15 protein-coding genes and 1 pseudogene are annotated in these 19,473 nt (G+C 40.4%); 7 read left to right on the top strand and 9 right to left on the bottom strand.

All coding sequences use genetic code 11. The features are described from left to right. Positions 1 to 102: 102 nt before the first annotated feature. Together NSTCB13_RS25690 and NSTCB13_RS25685 are read right to left on the bottom strand one after the other, a co-directional pair. Entirely contained in the window at positions 103 to 2,691 is a 2,589-nt protein-coding gene (locus NSTCB13_RS25690; RefSeq protein WP_448274268.1) for a chloride channel protein, read from the bottom strand. A gap of 537 nt (positions 2,692 to 3,228) precedes the next feature. Then, positions 3,229 to 3,594: a hypothetical protein gene (locus tag NSTCB13_RS25685; RefSeq protein WP_448274267.1), complete on the bottom strand. Its 366-nt coding sequence runs from the start codon at positions 3,592 to 3,594 to the stop codon at positions 3,229 to 3,231. Between the two features lie 159 nt (positions 3,595 to 3,753). On the opposite strand from NSTCB13_RS25685, the pseudogene NSTCB13_RS25680 reads away from it, so the two are divergent. Continuing rightward, positions 3,754 to 4,038, top strand: a pseudogene (locus NSTCB13_RS25680) (hypothetical protein); the annotation flags it as partial. Between the two features lie 228 nt (positions 4,039 to 4,266). Here NSTCB13_RS25680 and NSTCB13_RS25675 read toward each other — a convergent pair. Beyond that, positions 4,267 to 4,764: a DUF6174 domain-containing protein gene (locus NSTCB13_RS25675; RefSeq protein ID WP_448274266.1), complete on the bottom strand. Its 498-nt coding sequence runs from the start codon at positions 4,762 to 4,764 to the stop codon at positions 4,267 to 4,269. A 243-nt stretch (positions 4,765 to 5,007) separates the two neighbouring features. On the opposite strand from NSTCB13_RS25675, the gene NSTCB13_RS25670 reads away from it, so the two are divergent. After that, on the top strand, positions 5,008 to 6,333 hold the full coding sequence (locus tag NSTCB13_RS25670; RefSeq protein ID WP_448265726.1) for an MATE family efflux transporter: 1,326 nt from the start codon (positions 5,008 to 5,010) through the stop codon (positions 6,331 to 6,333). A gap of 120 nt (positions 6,334 to 6,453) precedes the next feature. Next, positions 6,454 to 7,647: an MFS transporter gene (locus NSTCB13_RS25665; RefSeq protein WP_448274265.1), complete on the top strand. Its 1,194-nt coding sequence runs from the start codon at positions 6,454 to 6,456 to the stop codon at positions 7,645 to 7,647. Positions 7,648 to 7,880: 233 nt separating this feature from the next. Here the strand turns inward: NSTCB13_RS25665 and NSTCB13_RS25660 are convergent, their stop codons facing one another. Further along, entirely contained in the window at positions 7,881 to 8,354 is a 474-nt protein-coding gene (locus tag NSTCB13_RS25660; RefSeq protein ID WP_448274264.1) for a hypothetical protein, read from the bottom strand. Between the two features lie 835 nt (positions 8,355 to 9,189). On the opposite strand from NSTCB13_RS25660, the gene NSTCB13_RS25655 reads away from it, so the two are divergent. The 3 genes from NSTCB13_RS25655 to NSTCB13_RS25645 all read left to right on the top strand — a co-directional run bounded on the left by NSTCB13_RS25655 (position 9,190) and on the right by NSTCB13_RS25645 (position 13,098). Then, positions 9,190 to 11,268, top strand: coding sequence for a hypothetical protein (locus tag NSTCB13_RS25655; protein WP_448274263.1), 2,079 nt, complete (start codon positions 9,190 to 9,192; stop codon positions 11,266 to 11,268). Positions 11,269 to 11,396: 128 nt separating this feature from the next. Next, positions 11,397 to 11,585 (top strand): DUF4089 domain-containing protein, encoded by a 189-nt coding sequence (locus NSTCB13_RS25650; protein WP_448274262.1) that lies wholly within the window; start codon positions 11,397 to 11,399, stop codon positions 11,583 to 11,585. Positions 11,586 to 11,685: 100 nt separating this feature from the next. Beyond that, positions 11,686 to 13,098 carry an AtzE family amidohydrolase gene (locus NSTCB13_RS25645; RefSeq protein WP_448274261.1) on the top strand — a complete coding sequence of 471 codons (1,413 nt, stop codon included), beginning with the start codon at positions 11,686 to 11,688 and terminating at the stop codon, positions 13,096 to 13,098. Between the two features lie 171 nt (positions 13,099 to 13,269). Here NSTCB13_RS25645 and NSTCB13_RS25640 read toward each other — a convergent pair whose 3' ends face one another. The 4 genes from NSTCB13_RS25640 to NSTCB13_RS25625 all read right to left on the bottom strand — a co-directional run bounded on the left by NSTCB13_RS25640 (position 13,270) and on the right by NSTCB13_RS25625 (position 16,563). Continuing rightward, a complete protein-coding gene (locus tag NSTCB13_RS25640) occupies positions 13,270 to 14,388 on the bottom strand; it encodes an ABC transporter permease (RefSeq protein WP_448274260.1) in 1,119 nt (372 codons plus the stop codon). 36 nt (positions 14,389 to 14,424) lie between these two features. Beyond that, positions 14,425 to 15,531, bottom strand: a complete 1,107-nt coding sequence (locus tag NSTCB13_RS25635; RefSeq protein ID WP_448265720.1) for an ABC transporter permease — start codon at positions 15,529 to 15,531, stop codon at positions 14,425 to 14,427. A 65-nt stretch (positions 15,532 to 15,596) separates the two neighbouring features. Beyond that, on the bottom strand, positions 15,597 to 15,869 hold the full coding sequence (locus NSTCB13_RS25630; RefSeq protein ID WP_448274259.1) for a hypothetical protein: 273 nt from the start codon (positions 15,867 to 15,869) through the stop codon (positions 15,597 to 15,599). 184 nt (positions 15,870 to 16,053) lie between these two features. Further along, a complete protein-coding gene (locus tag NSTCB13_RS25625) occupies positions 16,054 to 16,563 on the bottom strand; it encodes a GNAT family N-acetyltransferase (RefSeq protein ID WP_448274258.1) in 510 nt (169 codons plus the stop codon). A 701-nt stretch (positions 16,564 to 17,264) separates the two neighbouring features. Here NSTCB13_RS25625 and NSTCB13_RS25620 point away from each other — a divergent pair. Beyond that, a complete protein-coding gene (locus tag NSTCB13_RS25620) occupies positions 17,265 to 17,582 on the top strand; it encodes a SemiSWEET family sugar transporter (protein ID WP_445627494.1) in 318 nt (105 codons plus the stop codon). A gap of 254 nt (positions 17,583 to 17,836) precedes the next feature. Here NSTCB13_RS25620 and NSTCB13_RS25615 read toward each other — a convergent pair whose 3' ends face one another. Further along, the gene (locus tag NSTCB13_RS25615; protein WP_448274257.1) at positions 17,837 to 19,162 is read right to left on the bottom strand and encodes a DUF58 domain-containing protein; all 1,326 of its coding nucleotides are present in this window, start codon (positions 19,160 to 19,162) and stop codon (positions 17,837 to 17,839) included. Between the last annotated feature and the right edge of the window lie 311 nt (positions 19,163 to 19,473).

Raw genomic sequence — 19,473 nt, 5'->3', positions numbered from 1 at the left:
GAGGGTTTTACCCCACCCTAACCCTCCCCTTGCAAAGGGGAGGGAACTAGATTTTCCGGTTTCCCCCCTTTGCAAGGGGGGATTAAGGGGGGTAATTCAATATTAAGTTTTAACCATGATAACCGTACAGTTACTCTTGCGAGAAATATTCTCGGCAATATTTCCTTGAATCGCTTGTTGCAGTAAACTTTCACGGCTAGCTCCCAGGACAATCACATCACTGTTGTCAAGTTTTGCACAATTAAGAACAGCATCAGAAACCGAATTGGCACGAACGGGAGTAGTCATCACTTTACCACTAACTCGGCGTTGCAGAAAGCGAGCAGATTTATCTAGTAATGTTGTGTCAGGAATCGAGTTAGTCGGCTGGAAAACTTGACATAGCTTGATTTGGGGTGATGTACTTAAAGAAGCAAGAGCAGGTAATAACTTAATTGCTTGACTGGAGTTAGGGCCCCCTGCCATTGGCAACAACCAACGGTCGAAGGATCTTTTATCATCTAATTTAGCCAAGATCACATCACAACCTGCCTGTCGAATTATGGTATCCACCACTCGGCTAAAAACTCTACCAGGAGTTGATGTACTGCCTTTCCATCCCATCAGCACCAAGTCAATGTGTCGTTCTTTGACAGTCTCCAAAATTGCCCCAGCAACATTATGGGCAACTCTGATCTGGGTGTGAACGGGAATCCGCAAATTCTCTCCTAAAGTTATTGCCCGTTGCAAAAGTTGAAGACTTTTGCTGATTTGCACTGGTGTTTCCGATGGGATGCGGCTAGACGAAACGATAATCACTTGTAGGCATTCTATTTCGTAATTGCGATCTTTGGCGATCGCAACTGCCATGTCTAGTAAAGTCTCGGCTGTTTGCGGATGTGAAAGTGGTACTAACAACCTTCCTTTGCCTGTAGCCGGAGCGTGAGTTTGGTAAACTACATAAGAAGGTGCTGATTTACGTTCTATTTTTTCGTTACCACTGAGTCGCTCTGCTTCTACACGGATAATATCACTACGAGTAATAATTCCTATGAGCTTGCGATTTTCGGTAACGGGTAAGCAGCTGAGGTGATAATGATTGAGTATATGCAGTACATGAGCCAGTGTTGCTGTGGGATTTACTGTCACTGGCTCTGGTGTCATAATCTCGCCGATAGTTGTATCTTTGCCTGACTGTTGGGAAGCAATATTAATTAAATCTTGCTGAGTCACAATACCCACAACTTTACCTTTTTCTAAAACTGGAAAGTTGCGATGGTGAGAGTTGGAAAATGCCTGTACTGCTTCATCAGTACTCATTTGGCTAGAGAGAGTTTCCACCCGCCGTTGCATCACATCTACAGCACTCAGTTGTGCCAGAAGCCCCTCTGTGCTAGGCTCTTTGGTAATGTGAATCCCTTTCCACTCTAGTAAAAGGTCGTAGAGCGATCGCCGATCGATTTTTTCTGCTACTAAATAGGCAACCACAGACGCAATCATCAGCGGTAGCACCAGATTGAAATCTGTTGTCATCTCAAACACAATGACAACTGCGGTAATTGGTACTTTGGAGACGGCGCTAAAAAAGGCAGCCATGCCCACATGAGCATAAACTGTGGCAGCACTCATTCCCAGTAAACTGTGTTCCACAGCACCCACTAAGTAACCAAGGGCAGCTCCCAAGGCTAAGGTAGGAACTAGTAAACCCCCTGGCGCTCCAGAGCCGTAGGTAAAAATAATTAAGGTAAACTGAACTAAAAAAGCGATCGCGGCAAATGACCAATTAGCACTACCCACAAGCAAAATTTCTCTCAGTCCAGCATGATCGCGAAAGACAGCAGGTAAAAAGGCGATCGCCACACTACTGACTAACCCAGCAATTCCAATTCGCCAGGATAAACTCAACCTTACCAGACGGCGGTTAATTGCTAGACTCTCAAGAATACCTTTATTAAACAGAATGCCTAAAAGTCCCGCCAGCACTCCCAAAATCAAGTAGAAAGGGATTTCTTGAGCGAAAAAAGTTGTATCGGGAAGACCTAAATTTGCATGATTCAGATCCAGGCTGTGACTACCATAGAGCCGAGAAATGACTGAAGCGATGAAAGAAGCCAAAATCGCAGTACCAAGAGTAATACCTGAGACATCTTGGAGTAATTCTTCCACGACAAATAGTACACCTGCGATCGGTGCATTAAAAGCCGCAGCTAACCCAGCCCCCGCTCCGGCGGCGATTAGTTGGCGACGATGCTCTGGTGAAGTCGGTGCCCAGTTACTAAGTTGATTTGCCAAGGCTGCCCCAATTTGGACAGTTGGCCCTTCTCGTCCTAAAGGCATTCCCGAACCCAAGACTAATGTAGCGCCAATCAACTTGACCAAAGCAATCCGTAGATTTAATGGCATTGGCACGCGAGCCAATACGGCTTTGACTTCAGACATCCCACTACCTGATGCTTCCGGTGCGAAGCGCTCTACTAGCCAACCAGCTAAAAGTCCCCCTATTAATCCAATACCTGGTAGCACCAAGTAAGCAGGTAAAAGGTAAGAAAAACGCACTCGCAATGCGCCTGCCCAATCCACTGCCTGTCCTAACAGAACTGCCGCTAACCCAGAAACTAGACCAATCAGGCAAGCTTCCACGAAAGCCAACCGTTTGGGTCGAAGCAACTGACGCCAAAGCCTCAACCAGAGAATTTTACCCTTGACTAACATATTTTTAGCGATCGCTTGTCATCAATGAAGGTAGCATAAACGTCTGAAATGTCTTACCGTTCACTCTATTCATAGCTTTTCGTAAAAAAATGAAATCAGAATGAAATTTTTCTCTGCCTAAAGATAGATATGCTTTTTGCACTCTTGGGGGAAAAGGGTAAAGGGACTTTTGCAGAACCTTTTCCCCTTCCCTTTTCCCGACAAATGCCAAGAAGTCTAGTTAAACCTCATCTATGTTGAAACCTAGAGTTTTTTAAAAAATATATTTTTGTAGGTTGGGTGGAGTGAAACGCAACCCAACATTACCACCAAATTTTATGTTGGGTTACGCTATCGCTGCACCCAACCTACAAAACTACGGTTTTCAAGGTAGACGAGGTTTATTATAATATTTTATATAAAATTGACCATGAGTTTATTAATATCACAGATATTTTGCCAATCCGTGAGATGATTCAAAACTGGGTAAAGTCTTTCGGGTTTGCGTTAGGATTTACGCATAAAGATTTTCTAAAAAAATTGAGTGTAAATTTACTATTAACGCTGCCAATCATACATTAATCGTCCATAGCGATCGCGCACAAGTTCCCATTCCCCATGACGATATCGTGGTCCGTGATAACGTATAGAGCGATAGTGTCGTCGATAATAATGTCGTCGATTCCACTGGCGTTGATAATAATATTTTCCAGTCCGATGCCGTCTATGATAACGTCGTCGAGTCCGTCGGTGAGCTAACAAAAACTCTTCATTTTGCTCTCCAATTAATTTTTTTTGTGCGTCAATACTCTGTTCATTTAGAACTGTGTTGAGAGTGTTCTCTTTGGCTTCAACCAAAGTAGGTGGATAAATGAAGGCTAATAACAGGAAGACAATTGAGGATAGCTTTTTGAAACGGTTCACGTCTTTGCTTTTCCTAAACTATTGGTAATAATTTTATTTAATACTTAAGTTTAGTAATTATATAGTTCAGAATTTACAAACTTGAGTTACGCAAACGTAATTAAAGGTACATTTATAGGACTAGTATTTGATTTCTGAAAACATACTGAGACTGAAAGCACATATCTCAATCCCAAAAATCAAACCGTAACTTTTACTTATAGAGGCTTACGGCATCTCGATGTGATTCATGATGAATTAGAACATGGTGCTGAACTGATGTTTGAAGAAAAAATTGGTATACATGAAAGCGAGTTACAACAAATGTTGACTCCAAAATCTCAGCTAGCTATCTTTCATCCGTTAAAACCAATAGATCCATCTAAGCCAGACTATAGCAGTAAAGAAATTATGGATGAAGTCACAAAAATGATGAGTGGCGATGGTGTTATTGAAAGACTTTAAATGCTTCAACCCAACAATGTATTCGCCATCCTAAACTTTTATAGAGCTAATGTCATAAATACGCTGTTCGGATCGTCAATAGACATCTTGCAAAAGTAAATTTTGGAAGATGTCGGAGAAAGGTTAAAGGTTAAAGGGTAAATGGAAATTAATTCTATCCCCTTTCCCCTTGACCCCTTCCCCTTTCCCCCACTTTTGCAAGAAGTCTAATGCTCTCCTTAGCCATAATTAATTAGTTTTTTGCAGATTGCTAATTGTCAAAAATATTTCATCATCAGCGATCTGGCTATTATAATCAATGTTAATTTGAGTTGGATAACCAAGTACTGGATCGTATTGTACAGTCAAGTTTGCGGCTTTACGAATCAGCGCATCCCTGATGATATTAAAGAGTTTAGTAATTGTATTATATTGTTGAAATAATTCTGCCTCAGCCGGCTTTTGAGTTGCTTTATAAGTAATAGAACTTGTGACTCGATTACGTACTTTAATAATCACTGGTTCTGTGGCTTTAGGTAAACAATTGCAACTTCTAGTGAATTCATAGCGGTAATTAGAGATTTTTTGCCGTTTCCATAATCGGTAATTAATCTTAAATTGTTCTAAGGTTAAACTACTAGGCGCGGGGGTTTTGGCTACCTGTATAGAAGGAGGTTGAGATATTACAGGTGCACTAAAACCCAAAGATGCCACTAAAACAGCACTAATTGCAATTGGGAAGCGCATATAAATCCATTTTTAACTCCAACTGCTCACTTTAACCTAGCTTCAACATGATTGCCAAAACATTGAAATTATTTGTGACACTCAAAGCTAGTATGGTATTACGCAAAGAAAATTGCATATTGTTTTTAGAAACACAAATGACTAATAACTAATGACTAATGACAGTCTATATGGAAAATAGGGCAATATATAGGCGCATTAGCTTATCAGCTGTATATGTTTTCTGAAGTTAAAAAATGTCTCATGTTAGCCGTACCTTTGGCAGTGGCACAACTGGCTCAATCTGCAACTGGTTTTGTCGATACGGTAATGATGGGCTGGTTGGGAAGTCAAACCATTGCATCTGGAGGTTTGGGAACTGCGATCTTTACTTTTTGTCTGTTGATTGTTGCTGGTATCGTTTCTGCTGTCAGTCCGTTAGCTGCCCAAGCATACGGAGCCGGAAATAGAGAAAAAGTTGGCACAATTGTCCGGCTTGGACTAGGGATATCTCTGGTGCTAGGAATACCAATTACATTGCTGCTTTACAATGGAGGTGCTTTACTACTTTTACTAGGACAGGATGCTAACACAGTAGCACTAGCAGAGATTTTTTTAAGAGCGATCGCACTGGGTTTTATTCCTGGTTTGGGCTTTGCAGTACTTAAAAGTTTTCTTTCTGCTCTGTTGCAACCGCAATTAGTGATAGTGACTGTGGTTTTGGGTACTCTGTTCAACATCACAGCTAACTATGTACTGATGTTTGGCAAACTGGGATTCCCGGCGCTGGGTTTAGCTGGTATCGGTTGGGCAAGCACGTTTTCACTTTGGAGTATGTTTGTTGGTTTGACAGTTTATATATGTAATCAGCCTCGCTTTGCAGTTTACGGTATTTTTCGACCTTCGTCTCACGAAGCCTTTCCTCTAGAGCATCGCCGGATCGTTGGCGAGATTTTTCAGGTTGGATTGCCCATCGGGGGGCTGATTGCGGTCGAAGCCGGACTGTTTACCGTTGTCACTTTATTGATTGGACAATTGGGAACAAATGCCCTGGCTGCCCATCAAATTGCTTTACAAACAATTTCGATGTCATTCCAGATGGCACTAGGCATTTCTCTAGCGACAACAATTCGTGTTGGACTGTTAGCCGGACAGAATGACCTAGTTGGCACTCGTCTAGCTGGATATGTAGGCATTGCCATTGCAGCTTTAGCTATGGGTGTAGTAGCCATTGCATTTTGGCTAGTACCAAAGTCGATTATTTCTCTTTATATTGACATCAACAATCAGAACAATGCAGATGTGGTTGCCCTCGCAGTGAAATTGCTAGCAGTCGCGGCAATTTTTCAAATAGTTGACGGCGTACAAGTTACTGCCGCAGGAGCATTACGCGGACTCAAAGACACTCGAATCCCAATGTTAATTGGCATTTTTGCTTATTGGTGTGTTGGTTTATGCACTGGTTATACTTTTGGGATCTCGTTGGGGTCTGGAGCTATTGGTCTTTGGTGGGGATTGGCTATTGGTTTAGCCAGCGCTGCAATCATCCTAACTTGGCGGTTTAGCACCAGGAAAACTAATAACTATTGAAGAAGTTAGGAGTTAGGAGTTAGGAGTTAGGAGTCAGGAGTCAGAATTCTGTTTTGATAAACACAGATTAAGTTAAAGGCAAAAGTCCTCAAGCAACTAAATTATAGTAAATTAGGTTGAATGAAACAACAAATCTCAGGTAACGGATTAACTAAATTTCAAGTACTGATTATGGCGATCGCATCTGGAGTGTGTGTTGCTAACGTTTATTATAATCAGCCAATTCTCAAAGATATTGCATCTTCCTTTCAAGTTAGCGAAAGTGAAGCGGGTAGCATATCTGTGCTTTCGCAAGTTGGTTACGGTTTTGGGCTTTTCTTTTTAATCCCCTTGGGCGATAAAATCAACAAAAAAACATTAATTCTTTCCTTGCTTATATGTTTGTTTTGTTTGTTGATAGCCATGACGTTTTCACAAAATATCGTCCAGGTTTGGATATTGAGCATAGCAATTGGAATTACAACAGTCTCCGCTCAGGTTATTCTGCCCTTAGCAGCAAGTATCGATAGAGTAACTACAGGACAAACTGTCGGCAGTATTTTTACTGGTATATTGATTGGAGTTTTAGGAGCAAGGGTTTTTAGTGGATATATTGCTGAAAGTTTGAGTTGGCGTTATGTATATGGATTTTCAGGAGTAATGATTTTAATTGTTACTGTCTTGCTAAAGATTTACTTGCCTTATGTAAATAATGAGTACACTGGAGATTATTTTGATTTATTAAAATCAACGCTGCAACAATTAAAACGTTTTTCTTTATTGAGAGAAGCATCTTTAATTGGGGGATTAATGTTTGGTGTTTTTTGCTCATTTTGGACAACGTTGACTTTCCATTTAAGCGGAGCGCCTTTTAATTTTCAATCTGACACAATTGGGATGTATGGCTTTGTGGCGATCGCTGGTGCATTAATGGCACCAATTTTTGGTAAATTAGCCGATAGAGGTAATTCCCAACGTTCCTTAACTATTTCTGCATCTCTGGTGATTGCAAGTTTAGTAATTGCTAAAATTGCTTCTAGTTCAGCGCTGGCGATCGCAGTTGCTGTATTGTTACTAGATGTAGGCGTACAGGCAATTCAAGTCACCAATGTGGCAAGAATATACACTCTTGATGCTCAATCGAATAGTCGCATCAACACAGTGTACATGACTACCTATTTTATCGGTGGTGCTGTAGGTACTAGCATTGGTCTATTATGCTGGCATTTTGGGGGCTGGAATTTGGTGACTTGGCAGATGTTAGTTTTTACTTTGCTTGGATTTATTGTTATAGTCAGACCCAAAATCACTACAGCAAGCATAAATAAAAAATAATCATGGCGATGCTGTAAAATCTGCGATTCAAGACTCAGATTTTACCCTAGCATTGCTTTTTGCCAAATTTTCTAGTGGGATGGGTGTCCCCACCCGTCCCAGATTTAGGGCGCTCATGTTGCCCACCCCACAAGATGGGTAATTTATTTCTTGTAATTCCCGATAACAACGTAGATTACGGAGTCACCTTGTTTTCTCTTCACCACTTTAGAGTGTCAAGAAAGGTTGTGATTTTAGTCTACATAATCTGTTGGTAATTGCGAATCAGGAGTGTTATTTGAAACTATTGGACGGCTACCATCTATCTCTAGGGAATCCTGAACTTTAAATTTACTCTTGGCGATCGGACGTTGACCATCTATGTCAAGAATTTCCTCAACTTCTATATCACTAGGGTCAATTGGACGCTCACCGTCTACAGGTAGCGTCTCATGTTCTTCAAAATTACTCTTAGCGATCGGGCGTTGACCGTCTATATTAATTGTTCGATCGCTATGATTTTTATCTTTCGCAATTGGGCGTTGACCATCTATATCAATTGTTTCCTCAATCTGAATGTTACTTGGATCGACTGGACGATGACCATCTACATTAATTGTTTTAGTTGACTTTTGAGATTCATTAGATAATGAAGTTATATTAGTTTTATCCACTTTTTTATCTCGATTTAAATTATTATTACTCTCAGTTTTGTTTTTGTTATCCATGTTTTTTATTGTTATTTTAGACTATTTATCTGCTATAGATATCATTTTAAAACCTGTTTATTTCTCTAGCTAAAGAGACTAATTTGAGTAAATAGCAGGAAAATTTGTTTCTATAAAAATATACTGAAGTAGAATCAAAAAATCCTCTACCACAGCACAGAATATATCTCTAACTTTAGAGGTATTTTTCATCTTTCAAAAAATACTTAATTAAATTGCTGGAGGAATGTGAGATTCTATAACTGGTAGGAGCCATCTTTTAGGGTCTTTTTTGTGCTTTCACGCAAACATCTAAATATTTTTATGCAAGTCGTCTAGTACAACAAAGCAAAAGTAAAAAGTCAAAAGTAAAAAGAAAGAATTCTTATGCTGCAAGCTTTTTACCTATTTCAAACGGTATCCCTATTTCCGCCGCTTTGTACTAGTTTCATTTTCATTCCAAATCAATATCGGTGCTATAACAACCCAGGAAACTTATTCTTATAGTGTAAATACAAAGCAGTTTTTTGTATTTTTTTATACTATTAAGTAGCAGTAAAAACCTTCGTATTGAATCATATAAAATTCTCAGTAGTTATAACAAATTATACATAAACTTTATAAAAATATTGACAAAATATTTTTATTTTGCCAAAACATTTATATCAACAATCAGCTATTAGCAATCATTACGTCATTTTCTAACTAAGGGAGAATGCATACCGCATTTTCACTTAATTTTATACTGCTTAGTTTTATTTACTAAGTATTATCTCTAAATTTATTCCTTTACCAATGAGACTATATGAGCATTCGTTTTTTCCATATTCCTTTAAAGAAAATAATCCACTTTTCTATGCTCGCTCTAGCTACGACTGTAGCACTTACAACCGTTGAACCTAGTCGCAGTAGTACTACATCTGGGTATCAATGGAATCAAGTCTCTATAGGAGGAGGAGGCTATGTTACCAATATTTATCTGCATCCTTTAGAGAAGAATTTAGCCTACATTAGAACCGATATAGGTGGCTTCTATCGTTGGAATTCGTTAGAGAAGAGATGGATTCCATTAATAGATCACTTTGGTTCTGATAAAAGTAACTACTATGGCGGAGAAGGATTAGCGCTTGACCCGAACAATCCAAATGTTGTCTATATTGCAGCAGGCAAATATACTGGGGCTGGCTTAGGAACAATCTTCAAATCGACCAATAAAGGTCAAACCTGGAACAAACTGAACATAGATTTGCCAATGGGTGGCAACGAAACTAAGCGATGGACGGGGGAAAGACTGGGAGTTAATCCATTTAATTCTAATATCATCTTCTTTGGTTCGCGTTTGGATGGGCTATGGAAGTCGGTGAATGCTGGTCAAACATGGAAAAAAGTAAGTTCTTTCTCTGGAAAACCTAATGCATCCATTGGTATTACAGGAATTTTGTTTAGCAAAAAGAATGCTGGCTTGGTTTATGCAAATGCCTATGGAGACGGAATATATAAGTCTAGCGATACAGGTGTTACCTGGAGCAGAATAGCCGGAAGCCCATCAAAAGTAAATCGAATGGTGCTTAATAGCAATGGAGTGCTGTATGTAACGCACACTTCAGGAGTTAGCAAATATGCAAATGGGGCTTGGAGCAATATTACACCGACTAACATCAAAACTATTTCATTTAATGGCCTTTCTGTAGATCCTAATAACTCCGATCGCGTTTTAGTTACTTATGACCAATACCATGAAAGTACTAATTACTCTAGAGTCTTTCAATCTACTGATGGTGGCGCTACATGGCAACAGAAAAGCCATTCATTGAATCCTCAAGTACCTTGGTGGCCAAACTGGTATTTTGCTTCTGCGGCCTCAGCGATTGAATTTGACCCAAATATTGCTGGCAAAATTTGGTTAACAGACTGGTATGGAACTTGGCAGACAGACAATATCAATGCTAACAAGCCTATGTGGTCTAACTATGAAAAAGGACATGAGGAAACAGTTGCTTTTGAACTTATCTCACCTCCAAAAGGCTCACTATTGTTAAGCGGTTTGGCTGATGTAGAAGGCTTTAACCACGGCCAGAAATTAGATACTTACCCATCTACTCAATTGGGTGGTAGTAACGGCCCTTGGTATCAAGAAACATACAGCATTGCCTACAGTGAAAAAGATCCCTTACGTATGGTACGTGTTGGCGGACATCGAGGGTTCAACACCTTTACAGGAGGAACTTCCACAGATGGCGGACATACCTGGAAGAACTTTTCCTCATTTCCGCAGAACATTATGCCACTACGGGTAGCTATGTCTGCAACTAATCCAAGTTTGTTTGTAGCGATCGCCAGCGAGAAACAACCTATACGTACAACTAACGGTGGAGTTTCTTGGAGTGGAGTATCAGGTTTACCCAACGGGCCCAAGGGACCGTGGTATTGGGGTCAACCATTGGCATCAGACAAAGTAAATGGCAATATTTTTTACTACTACAACGATGGCAAAGTCTACCGCAGTCAGGATGGAGCTGCATACTTCAGTCTTGTCAACTCAACACTTCCTAGCGAAGATTGGTCAATGCTCAAAACAGTTCCAGGGGTGAGTAACGAAGTTTGGATAAGTCTCAATTCAAATGGACTTTATCGTTCAACCAACGGTGGTACGAAGTTTGCCAAAATAGCTAGTGTGGAGAAAGCTTATTTATTTGCCTTTGGCAAACCACAAACAGGAAGTACAATTCCAGCACTATATTTATATGGCAAAATCATTGGTATGGGAGGAGGAATTTTCCGTTCTTTGGATAGAGGGCAAACATGGACAAACATTTCTAATCCTCTATATCCCATCGGCAATGTCCCGAACGTGATGGAAGCTAGCAAACAGCAATTTGGACTAGTCTTCATTGGCACCGACGGTAAAGGAATCTACTATGGAAAACCAAATTAATATAGATACATTGCATTCCCTACAGAATTGGATGTCACTACCTGGGTATCGCTGTTGTCGCAAGAAGTTATAAGTTTAAGATAACGTAGACGCTTTGGCTTGCCGCAGGCTACCGCAAAGGAAGAGAGATGAGAAGAGAAGAGTTTGATGTGGGTGAGTATGTCGATCTGATGGGGTTGTTGTTGGATTTAAAGATCGAAGATGAGTATCGTGATGGTGTGGTGGCAAATTTTGAGAGAATTAGAGCGATCGCTAATCTGGTAAATTCTTTCGCTTTACCAGAGGAAATTGAAGTTGCACCAGTTTTTGAACCATAATTGCTTCGAGAATAGCTATGTTGATGTTTTAGTGAAGCAAAAATTATTGCTGACTGCTATTACTCAAAAAGCTAAACGTGCTATCTCTTAATATTTCAGCATGAATTTTGATTCAGCCGATGCCATAACCATATCAACTGCTGTACGCGAAGGTAAAACTAGCGCTGTGGAGGTTACGAAAGCTGCGTTAGCACGAATAGCAACGCGAAATCATCTATTCAACTGTTTTACCACTATAACTGCTGAGACAGCTTTAACAGATGCAGCACTAATTGACAGGGAAATTGCCCAAGGGAATAATCCGGGAATGCTGGCTGGTGTGCCTTTTGCGGTGAAAAATCTCTTTGATATCGCTGGTTTAACAACTCTGGCGGGATCGAAAATTAATGCAAAAAATCCAGCCGCAAGCCTTGATGCAACAGCTATAGCGAAGTTGAAGCAAGCGGGTGCTATTTTGCTTGGTGCTTTGAATATGGATGAGTACGCTTATGGGTTTGTAACAGAAAACTCCCATTACGGTGCTACTCACAACCCCCATGATTTACAGCGAGTTGCTGGTGGTTCATCGGGTGGTTCGGCGGCGGCGGTTGCGGCTGGGTTAGTACCGCTGACGCTGGGTTCTGATACTAATGGTTCAATTCGCGTTCCGGCGGCGTTGTGTGGCGTTTTTGGTTTCAAGCCAACTTATGGAAGATTATCTCGTGCTGGAGTAGCTTTATTTTCTAGTAGTTTTGACCATGTTGGCCCTTTTGCGCGTTCGGTGCAGGATATCGCTACGGTGTTTGATGTGCTTCAGGGAGAAGACGATCGCGATCCCATTTGTACAAAGCGTCTACCTGAATTATGTTTACCACAACTCAAACAAGATATTTCTGGTATCAGAATTGCCATTGCAGCTGATTATTTCACCAAAGGTGCAGAACCGGCAGCTTTAGCAGCAGTACAAAAAGTAGCTGATGCAATAGAAGTTACTGAATACGTAATCATACCAGAAGCACATCGCGCCCGTGCCGCAGCCTTTGTAATTACAGCTAGCGAGGGCGCAAATCTGCATTTGGATAAGTTGCGATTGCATCCTGAAGATTTTGATCCAGCAACACGCGATCGTTTTTTGGCTGGGGCGTTAATTCCTAGTAGCTGGTATCTCCAAGCACAACGGTTTAGAAGATGGTATCGCGATCGCGTTCGGGAAGTTTTTCAAAATGTCGATGTCATTATTGCCCCAACTACACCAATTTCTGCACCATTAATTGGTCAACAAACCATGATTTTGGATGGCGAAGAAATTCTTGTCCGTCCTCATTTAGGGCTATTTACTCAACCATTATCTTTTATTGGTTTACCCGTTTTATCAGTACCAATTCAGTGCCAAAATGCATTACCTTTAGGTGTGCAATTGATTGCAGCACCATATAATGAAGCGTTAATTTTACGGGTTGCGGCTGCGTTAGAGGCAAAGGGTGTAGTTTCAGCACCAGTAATTTTAAACGCTCTTAACTCAGAGGTTGTTTGAAAAATCTAATTTATTACATACAAAAACGCGATAAATCCATCACAAAGACGCGATAAATCGCCGTCTCTACAATTATTAGTGCGCTGCTAATTCTTTGAAAATAATTGTTTTGTTTTCACGCCCTACTTAATCCTGGTTATATCCCCGAAAAGACTTAGTATCAAACATCCTCTAACTTAATTGATTGCGAAACTTACTAATACTAATAGTTAATAAGACAACAGCAATACTAAGCAATGCCAGAATGTGCATCCATAACACATCTAAACCAACTCCTTTAAGTAAAATTCCTCGAACAATGGCAATGTAATGACGTAAGGGATTTAGTAGAGATAGGACTTGAAAAAAGGGGGGCATGGCTTCAATAGGGGCAAGCACACCAGAAGTCTGCAATATCGGCATATTGACGAAAAATGACATCAATACCACCTGTTGTTGCGAACTGGAAAACATCGCCAACATAATACCTATACTGATCCCAACCAGCAAATAGATAATTGACAGCCCAAAAAATAGTAGAAAATTTCCACGCAACGGTAAACCAAAGACCAGTTGTCCTAAAGTCAAAGCTAGCAGAATATCTCCCATGAGCAAAAACGCTAAAGGCAAAATTTTGGAAAGCAAAATTTCCCAGTTTGCGGCTGGTGTCATAAGTAATTGCTCCAAAGTTCCGCTATCTTTCTCTCGTACAACAACGACTGATGAAACTAGTGTTCCAACAAGCGTTAACACTAAACCCATGACTCCTGGCACAAAATACCAGCTACTTATTAGTCCTGGATTATATAAAAATACCACTTGGAATGATATCGGAAAATTCAGTTGGGTTTGCCCAAAGTTACGATTATAATTTTGAATAATCTGAGTCATGTAGCCATTGGCAATGCCTGCTGCGTTTGCATCCACTCCATCAATGAATACTTGAATTTCAGCTTCTTTTGTTGCCAGCTTTCTAGGAAATTCTGGTGGAATAATCACCCCTAGATTGAGTTTACCTTCTTCTACTTGACGGCTCAAATCTTTCTCAGATGTTGGTACAGATTCGATGTTAAAAATACTATTAGAGGTCATTGCCTGAACAAGTTCCCGACTAGCACTTACATTCGCATAATCAATGACACCCAATTTTAAATTATGTACATCGGGATTTAGTGCAAATCCATAAAGTAATAATTGCATCGTTGGTGGTACAATCAACAGAATAATTAACTGCTTATCTCGTAAGATTTGATTGATTTCTTTGCGAAGTAATGCCCAAAACGAGCTATTAAATAGTCGAAAAAAAAACATATTGGTTAGTAGCTGCAACATTTGAGAATAATAAGTTTAATAAGGTAATTGCATCTTACCTAAAGCACGGCGTGTTATATTAAAAAACACCAATCCAAAAACAATTAGTACGATTAAATCAAACCAAACTCCTGCCCATCCAATACCCCTAACAAATGAATCACGAGTGATATCTATAAAATAGCGGGCGGGAATTATGTTAGGCATAAGTGACAGGGGAAAGGGAATGTTGCTAATAGGATAAATAAAACCAGAGAGTAATAGAGAGGTAACAAAACCGATCACAGAGACACTTTGTACAGCAGCATTTTGGTTACTGCTTCGTACTCCAAATAGCAAACCAAATAAAACACTGTCTGTAAGAAAAAGGAGAGTTCCTATTAACAAGGTAATAGAATTGCCTACTAAGCTAACCTGGAAAATTAGCGAACCTAGACCCATGACTGTGAATGCTTGAAGGATAGCTATCACTAGGTAAGCTAGTCCTTTACCAAGTAACAGTTCAGTTGCACTTATACTAGAAGCGTAAAGTTGTAAGATGGTGCCTTTCTCCTTTTCTCTCACCATTGAAATCGCTGTCAGTAAAGAGGGAAAGATCCATAAAACCACAGCGTAGACTCCCGGTACAATATACAGAGACTCTAACCGACCGGGGTTAAACCATAAACGAATTCGAGGTGTGACGCTGTTATTAGATGTTATCAGTCCTTGCTCCTGCATAAAAAAATTCGTCACTCTCTGAATGCTATTTTTTATGACACGAGCATTATTGACATCTGTACCATCAATCAGTACTTGCAGCGTAGTATTTTTACCAGCTTGCACATCTCGGCTGAATTGAGGAGGGATAATGACTGCTGCCTTGGCAATGCCACGGTCGATAGCATCCCGCACCGGATCGTTTCCCGACCATTGGGTGGGCATAAACTGATTGGTGGCGTATAGTCGCTCAATATAGCTATTGCTAATGTTTGTGCGGTTAAAATCTTGCACGATTAAGGGAATATTTTTACTTTCTAACCGGATTGCAAACCCAAAAATGAGTAACGTTATAAATGGCAGTATAAATGCTAACGCTAATGTCAGGCGATCGCGCTGAAACTGTACTAGTTCTTTGGTAAACTGAGCAAAAATCCGTTTCATAAAAGCTATGCTAATTTCATTCTGAATTCTGACTCCTGACTCCTGAATTCTTACATTATCCCTAACTAAGACAATACGATATGTGTTGTCACCAGAGCTAAGATAAATACAAAATCAACTGCCGAACCAACTAGAGAACCAAAAAACTTTGTCGGTAAAGCATTGCCAAACAACATTACCACTGTTCCCACAAACATCCAAGGCCATTGGATTTCACGCCAAATGTAGAATCCTGCCACACCAACTAACAAAGCGATTAAAATTGTCAAAAATCGTTCAATTAAAACTTTAGACCAGGGTTTGAAAGATTTAATCGAAGAAACTTCTAAATACAACAAAGATTAGTAGTGGGTTTACGAATAATGTACCCGCGAACTACTCTCGCTTCTTATATCCTGTGAAAAGTCAGGAGTAATAACGAATAGCGTACTCCTACGGTGAAACAAGCTACGCACAGCATCTCGTTGGCGCAGCCTTTCATAGAGAAGAGAAGAAAGAAATATTTAACTAAACTGTATTGTACTATACTTCATCAAAAGCACCTGGATAAACAACCTTGCCTTGATACTGCTTTTGATAGTTTTGCAGTGCTTTCACCATGAAAAATTCCTCTGGTACTGGAAAGGGAGACTCGATTTCATAAACAACAGAAGGCTGAAAACCAAAGCGAGTATAGAAGTGGGGATGACCTAGTACAATTACTATGGCTTCTTTGTTTGCCTCTGCTATTTCTAACCCTGCTTTTATGAGTGCGCTGCCAATTCCTTGTCTTTGAAACTGTGGACGAACTGCTAAAGGCGCTAAACCAAGTACCTGGAGTGTTTCTTCACCCACTAGATCGATGTAGCTGAATAAAATATGACCGACTACAATATTTTCAACCTCTGCAACTAGAGAAAGTTCTGAAATATAACGGTCAGAATTGCGAATTTTCTCTACAAGTTTAGCTTCGTTTTCCTGCCCAAAGGCTAATGTATTTACCTCAGCTATTGCTGTGTAATCTGACAGAGTTTCACAACGAATATCAATCATTTTAAGAGGTTGTTTTAAAAGTGGTATGTTGTGATTTTAATCGAATTATTATCCCCTTATAAATCTATCGTGTATACACAAGTTGAATTACCCCCCTTAATCCCCCCGATATATTGGGGGGAAAAAGAAATCTGGTTCCCTCGCCAATATATTGGGGAGTTACTGCGGTTTTGGGGTTTCCCCAAGTGGAGCAACTGCCGTCAAGTGGCGTGAGGGTTAGGGTGGGGGAAAAAATATTTAATACATCAATTATGACTTTTTAAACATCCTCTAAAACTAATTCCATAAAAATCCAGTCGGCTCGATGTTCTAGGGGAATCTCGGTTTTTTCCAAATACGGCTCAATATTCTGAAAGCCAAATACACGATGAAGTGCATGTGCTTATTTTGCCAACGGGGCACTGTCTAAACGTATCCTTGAGTAACCAATGTAGGCGGCTTAAAAGTTGGGTGTAAATGTCTCAATTTTATCAAAAGATTATAAGTTCATTTGAGGGATTTGCTAATGCGATCGCAGAATTGTTTGCTCAGGCTCCAAAATGAACAATTCTATTTTTACTTTATGTCAATAGGCTATCAGAAGGAATGCAAAAACGCCTTTAGAGAGAATCGGCAAACAATGAGAGTGTGGTAATCTCCAGTTCAATATTTCTTTGGCTGCATAGTATCACTTCACTGAAAAACTGGAGGTAGGGAACAGAATGGAAATTGATTTTACAACTATTTTAGGGCTAGTAGCAGGAGTACTGACTACACTCGCATATCTCCCTCAACTTATTAAAACTTGGCAGTCCAAATCAGCCAATGACCTTTCTTGGAGTATGTTAATTATTCTTTGTGTAGGTATTATTTTATGGTTGATTTATGGTTTTTCTGTTCATGATATTCCTTTGATTGCTGCTAACATTGTTACCTTACTTATTGCATCGGTGATTTTAGTGCTGAAGATTAGGTACAGCTCAGGTACAGATGAAGAAGGCAAGAAACAGGAAGCACAAGGCAGAACCGAAACTACATAGATTAAGAGTTGAAGGCAGGAAACAAAAGTCAAATGCCAAAGGTAGAGACGCGATTAATCGCGTCTCACAAGAGTCATCTTGGCATTTGTGGGGAAAAGGGTAAGGGGTAAAGGGGAAAGCGGCTCATAGAAACCCTTTTCCCTCTCTTGCAAAAGTTACTTTTGCAAGAGGTGTAGTCTCTATCTGGATAATTTTAAGCAAAGTTTATACCTCCGCTAAATAATTGCATAAAAATGCACAAGTTATGACAATTACTAAAGTTGATTTCGCGCTTTGAGTTGCAGATATCGCTCAACTAACCGATCGGCAATTTGATTTGCTGGTGCATCTAGAACCAATACACCTTTTTGTTTCAATTGGGCATAAGCTACTTGTCTTTGCATTAATAAATCTAGTGCTACTGCACGGGTATAAGCACCTGCAACATCATCTGTAAAGGTGTGTGCTAGACGATCGATTTGTGGATCTCGCAAAGTCACGCAAAATGGCAGGTAGCGGGGTGCTAACTTGGAGAGTGCAGCTAGGAGTTCTGTAGAGGCAGTAACATCAACTAAATCGGTAATCACTACTACCAGCGCCCTCCGAGTTTGTCGCTGCACAACATTTGTTACCGCCCCCAAATAATCAGATTCAAATAATACCGGTTGAATTGGAGTTAAACGATCGATTAACTGATTCAAATGATGTTGACCGCGTTCTGGGGGAATCCACGTATGCATTTGGCGGTCAAATACACCAATACCGACGCGATCGCCTCGATGTAAACCTGCTAAAGCTAAGGATAAAGTTGCATTCAATCCCCAATCAAATCGCTGCAAATTCTGCACTTTTGCCGTCATCAGCCGACCGCGATCGAGTAATATCAGTAATGTTTGTTCCTGTTCTGGTTCTAGAACCCTGACCAGTGGCATGGCATTACCATAAGCCCCAACCCGACGGGCAGTAGCTTTCCAATCAATAAACCGCAAATCGTCACCTGTGCGATAGTTTCGCAGTTCGGCAAACTCTGTACCAATACCAGTTTTGCGAGATTGGCGCATCGATCCCGATGATTGCAGTGTCAGACGAATGGTGAGCGATCGCAATCCCACTAAATCAGGATAAACTTTCACTGGCAGACTTTGGGGAATTTGCCAATCATCCCAAGCTAGTCCCCAAAACCCCAACTGTCGGACTTGAATATTTCCCCAAGGAAACTCTCCCCGTTGTGTTGGGTGGACAGTATACGTTAATTCCTCAGTGCTGTTACTGGGAACAATAGCGCCCAGTGCAGGTGCAGACACGCCAAATCCTGTTGGGTAATAGTCGCGGATTTCAATTTGGGCGTCGGTATTTTGTGATGTCACCTTTAGCACTACGGGATTATCTCGCCCAATGGATAATCGTGACGGTAATTCGCGGGTAATTTGCACGCGAGAACGCCGCACCCGCAAACCATCTGCAACCATCAGTCCGAGAATGATGGCATTAAATAGCACAGCGATCGCGATGGTTGCTTTAATGCTGATAAATAAGGATAGAATCGGGGCGATTGCTATACCCAAAACTAATAATAAATAAACTCGTTTGGAAGGAACCATTTTTTAGAGTGAGAAGTTAAGAGTTAGGAGTTAGGAGTTAAGTATCTGACTTTTCACGCGATGTGGAAAAACCAACGCGAAACCTAACCCCTCAACCCCCTTCCCTACTAGCGTTGGGGGAGAATTCAAAGCCTCTCTCCTACAAGGAGAGAGGAATGGAAGTGAGGTTTTCCAGATCCCGTGAAAAGTCAGGTTAAGTATAAGGTGAATTCAATGTAACCGAAATAAGAAGACTTGCTAAATTATTTTATTTTTTTCTTGTAGAAAAATAACTACCTAATGTACTATTTTTTTGGGGTAAAGTAGCAAAT

It is taken from the genome of Nostoc sp. DSM 114160, assembly GCF_053470305.1.
Note: the sequence above shows the minus strand (reverse complement) of the source record. Positions and strands in the feature narration are given on the sequence as shown.

Coding starts and splice junctions, on each gene's coding strand:
- NSTCB13_RS25660 (WP_448274264.1), bottom strand. CDS start 8,354: ATGGATAACAAAAACAAAACTGAGAGTAATAATAATTTAAATCGAGAT.
- NSTCB13_RS25620 (WP_445627494.1), top strand. CDS start 17,265: ATGGAAATTGATTTTACAACTATTTTAGGGCTAGTAGCAGGAGTACTG.
- NSTCB13_RS25640 (WP_448274260.1), bottom strand. CDS start 14,388: ATGTTTTTTTTTCGACTATTTAATAGCTCGTTTTGGGCATTACTTCGC.
- NSTCB13_RS25655 (WP_448274263.1), top strand. CDS start 9,190: ATGCTCGCTCTAGCTACGACTGTAGCACTTACAACCGTTGAACCTAGT.
- NSTCB13_RS25665 (WP_448274265.1), top strand. CDS start 6,454: ATGAAACAACAAATCTCAGGTAACGGATTAACTAAATTTCAAGTACTG.
- NSTCB13_RS25615 (WP_448274257.1), bottom strand. CDS start 19,162: ATGGTTCCTTCCAAACGAGTTTATTTATTATTAGTTTTGGGTATAGCA.
- NSTCB13_RS25670 (WP_448265726.1), top strand. CDS start 5,008: ATGTTAGCCGTACCTTTGGCAGTGGCACAACTGGCTCAATCTGCAACT.
- NSTCB13_RS25635 (WP_448265720.1), bottom strand. CDS start 15,531: ATGAAACGGATTTTTGCTCAGTTTACCAAAGAACTAGTACAGTTTCAG.
- NSTCB13_RS25690 (WP_448274268.1), bottom strand. CDS start 2,691: ATGTTAGTCAAGGGTAAAATTCTCTGGTTGAGGCTTTGGCGTCAGTTG.
- NSTCB13_RS25645 (WP_448274261.1), top strand. CDS start 11,686: ATGAATTTTGATTCAGCCGATGCCATAACCATATCAACTGCTGTACGC.
- NSTCB13_RS25675 (WP_448274266.1), bottom strand. CDS start 4,764: ATGCGCTTCCCAATTGCAATTAGTGCTGTTTTAGTGGCATCTTTGGGT.
- NSTCB13_RS25650 (WP_448274262.1), top strand. CDS start 11,397: ATGAGAAGAGAAGAGTTTGATGTGGGTGAGTATGTCGATCTGATGGGG.
- NSTCB13_RS25625 (WP_448274258.1), bottom strand. CDS start 16,563: ATGATTGATATTCGTTGTGAAACTCTGTCAGATTACACAGCAATAGCT.